Below are 3,645 nucleotides of genomic sequence, written 5' to 3' on the forward strand. Positions count from 1 at the left end.
TGTCACGATCGTCACCAACGACTTGGCGCTGAAGGGTGCGACCGTTACCGGCAACTCTGTCACCGCCGATGTCAAGAATCTGACGATCGAGAGCCTGGTGGATACGGCAACCGCCAAGGCCAATCAGCTGAATGTCTCGGGTTCGGTCGGCACGAATGGCTTCAGCGTCTCCGGCGTAACGCAGAAGGCGACCGGCGATGCCGTCGTCGTCTCGGAACAATCCGGCATTCATGCCGGCAGCGGCGGCCTTGATCTCACGGTCGACAAGCAGACATCGCTGATCGGCGGCCTGATCACCAGCGAGGCGACGGCGGACAAGAACCACTTTGAAACCGGCACACTCACGGTCGCCGATATCGATACGCATTCGACCTGGAAGGCCGACACCTATGGCGGCTCGATCGGCACCAGCGGCCTTTCCATCGCCCCGCCGGTCAAGGCCGGCGAAAACAAGACCGGGCAGGCCCTGTCAGCCATCGGCGGCAACATTCCGATCACCATCACCGATCCTGACCACCAGCTTCAGGACATCGGCACGATCCGCCGCGATACTGAGAACACCAACACCTCGCTTCCCGGCCTGCCGGACTTGCAGAATATCCTGCGGGATCAATACAAGACGCAGGCTGATTTGCAGGCGGCCCAAGCCACCATGGCGGGGTTGGTCGGCGATATCGCCAGCGAGCTTTACAAGCAAGCCGCTGCGAACAAAGACCAGACTGGGATGGATTACTGGAAGGAAGGCGGCGCTGGCCGTGCACTTCTACACGCCGTCGGCGGCGGCATCCTCGGTGGCGTCAATAGCTGGGAGGGTGCACTCAAGGGTGCAGCCGGCGCTGCAACATCCACACTGCTCGCTCCAGCAATCGCAGACCTCGTCAATGGCATGCTCAAGGGCACCAGCCTGGAAGGAACCGCGGATGGCAAAAAACTCGCGGCCCTGATCGGTGAAAGCCTGTCGGCTGTCGCGGGTGGAGCCGTCGGAGGTGGAGAAGGTGCTGCCTATGGCGCGGCAAATTATCAGTATAATTACCTCAATCACGCAGATAATGACGCTCTTAATGCTGCGAAAGCTGCGTGTGATGGCGGCAAGGGTACTGCAGAGGCCTGCAAAGAACAGACCCGGCTAGAAGAGAAAGATCGCCAGCAGCAGGATGAGTTGAACTCCTGCCGCCCGAGCGGCTATCAGGCCGAAGGATGCGGCGCGGTATTTGCCAAGGTTATCGCCGCCTTGTCGAGTTATGGCAGCACAGCATCCTTCCTGCTACCCCAAGATCAGTATGATGCAACCCTCAGGGAGCTTCGAGACGATGGCAGCTTGAGCCAGATCTGGGCAATCATGGCTCCGGGGGGCTATCAGAACCTGTCCGCGGAAAAACGGGAAGAAGCTGGAAAGCTAATTACTCTTCTTATAGGCGAACCTTTCGGCATCAGCACCATCCCTTCTCTTATTGCGAAAGCCAACGACGGTGATCCGCTGGCTCTAGTGCAGGTGCTGACGTTTTTTACAAAGTTTAAGACTAACACGGTTCTCAATAACCTTGGAAACGGGGAACGAACAGGATCGGGAGAAGGAATTTTTCCTGGAATTGCACGTGGAGAATATGTGCCTGAGAAACTTGTTCTCGGTCAAAATCAGCTTTCGTCGTGTGTTTCTGCCTGCGTTAGAATGGGAGCGAGTATCGAGATGCCGGAAGCATACATTCGACAGGCGCTCGGTGATTCCGGCAATGGCGCTTTCCTTTCTAGTGTGCCCGAAGCGCTCGAACAGCTCGGATTCCAGGGAAAGGCGACTTTCGCCAGCGAGACAACGGCCGGTGTGATCGAGAGCGCTTTGGCTGAAGGTCACGGAGTGATAGCTACAGTGAAAGTGCCCGGGAGTGTAGAAGCACATGCAATAATTGTGGATTCCATCTCGGGTAACACCGCCTATATACGTGATCCTTGGCCGCTTGGTGCCGGCACTAGCTATTCTATACCCAAGAGTGCATTGGAGGATAACATGACTGGTAGGGCGGTTTTTATTGAATCCGCGCATTGATGTTAGCTACGCAAAACGTGGAAAGAGTAGTTATGACCTTCCTGCGATCGCAACAAGTTTGTGATGTATATCTCGCGTCTTCTATAAGAGGAGATCATGCCTGCCTTCAGGGCTTGAATTTTTTTCTGGCAGCTGCTGTCATAGACAGGAACAAGCTTTATCGTGGATACCTTCGACTTGACTTGCAACGGTTGCAGGCGGTTACAGCTGTTTCGTGTTTACGTCAAAGCAACCTCGTTTCCTTCAGCGTTCCCATTGAGTACCGAGATAACGAAAACATCCCGCAAGAAAAGGCAAGAGTGATTGCTGAGTGCTTCTTGAAAGATAGCGATGAACAGCTCGCTCAGAATGTAGCCATGGAGTTGTCCCCGCCTGTTTTCTGGGCGTTTCGGATCAGCAAGAGAGTTTTAGATCCGGACGTCGAGGAGCGAGCGGGATCGAAGCATATCTATGTTGATAGAATTGATGGCAGGATTTGGAGCTATCAGGAGGTTTTGGAATACAACTATGACTATAATAACCTGCTATGAACATCAATTGAGACCGTGTTGCACGGATCAGGTCGTAATCAGCATTTAGCCTTTGAGCAAATGATCAGCTGACACGCTCGTAGTTTGCCCGTCCGAAGTCGGACATGCGGCTCAGCGCGTTGGCGGCGATGTGCGTTTCGGTGGTCTGGCTTTCGATGTTGGGAACTGACAGGAACGTCGCCTGTGAACGCCGTTTACGCTGTAAAAATACCCGCTGGAACTGCAGTTTATATTGGGCCCGTCGGCAATCAAGGTGGTATATACGTGGGTGGATCTAACATTAATCAGATTTTTGTTCCGCAACCATGGAAAATTCCAGGAGTTGAGGTCATCGGGCCACCGAGTTCACTGCCATGACATACAACGAAAACATCGAACGTGAGGAGTGGACCTGACTTGAATAGTCAGAACCGGGGGCTTTATTACACATTCGTAACGGTGGCCACATACCCACATATGTGCTAATGTGCGCTTTCTCAATTCAGGGAGCACGTTGGATGAGCCGATTGACGATCGACATAACAGACCAGCAACATCAAAGCCTAAAGGCGCTGGCCGCCTTGCAGGGCAAGACAATCAAACAGTATGCACTCGAGCGCCTATTTCCTGGCGACACAGACGGAGATCGAGCCTGGCAAGAGTTGAAGACGTTGATGAACACGCGCATTCATGATGGGCTCGCCGGAAAACTGTCGACCAAAACCGTAGGCGATATCCTTGATGAGGAGATTGCCGAGGATCGTGCTTGACGGTCTACATCCTTACGGCAGAGGCGGAAGCCGATCTACGTTCCTTAATCCGCTACACGCGTGAGCAATGGGGTACCGCTCAGGTGCGCCGTTACGTCTCAGCTTTGGAGCGAGGTATCGCAAACCTTGCCGAAGGTAAGGGTTCCTTCAAGGATATGAGCGCACTTCACCCGGCGTTACGAATGGCGCGATGCGAACATCACTACGTCTTTTGTCTGCCTCGCGAGGATGCGCCCGCCCTGATCGTGGAGATCTTTCATGAGCGAATGGATCTCATGAAGCGCTTGGCTGGCCGTCTGAACGAATGATCTTTGGACGAAGGCGG

The 3,645-nt window shown here is 54.1% G+C and carries 4 protein-coding genes; all 4 read left to right on the top strand.

What is annotated here, in order from left to right:
• A partial coding sequence (locus RRH01S_RS32950) for a hemagglutinin repeat-containing protein (protein WP_174469100.1) occupies positions 1-2,041 on the top strand: 2,041 nt, incomplete at its 5' end.
• A 32-nt stretch (positions 2,042-2,073) separates the two neighbouring features.
• A complete protein-coding gene (locus RRH01S_RS32955; RefSeq protein WP_042477793.1) occupies positions 2,074-2,571 on the top strand; it encodes a hypothetical protein in 498 nt (165 codons plus the stop codon).
• 497 nt (positions 2,572-3,068) lie between these two features.
• Positions 3,069-3,320, top strand: coding sequence for a type II TA system antitoxin, ParD family (locus tag RRH01S_RS32960; RefSeq protein ID WP_037219223.1), 252 nt, complete (start codon positions 3,069-3,071; stop codon positions 3,318-3,320).
• Positions 3,317-3,628, top strand: coding sequence for a type II toxin-antitoxin system RelE/ParE family toxin (locus tag RRH01S_RS32965; RefSeq protein ID WP_042477796.1), 312 nt, complete (start codon positions 3,317-3,319; stop codon positions 3,626-3,628). The genes RRH01S_RS32960 and RRH01S_RS32965 overlap by 4 nt, the downstream gene beginning before the upstream one ends.
• The last annotated feature ends 17 nt before the right edge of the window (positions 3,629-3,645 follow it).

This window comes from Rhizobium rhizogenes NBRC 13257 (assembly GCF_000696095.1).
Classification (GTDB): Bacteria; Pseudomonadota; Alphaproteobacteria; order Rhizobiales; family Rhizobiaceae; genus Rhizobium; species Rhizobium rhizogenes.

Bases quoted from the DNA above. Each gene is read 5' to 3' on its own strand.
- RRH01S_RS32960 (WP_037219223.1), top strand. From the start codon at position 3,069: ATGAGCCGATTGACGATCGACATAACAGACCAGCAACATCAAAGCCTA.
- RRH01S_RS32955 (WP_042477793.1), top strand. From the start codon at position 2,074: ATGACCTTCCTGCGATCGCAACAAGTTTGTGATGTATATCTCGCGTCT.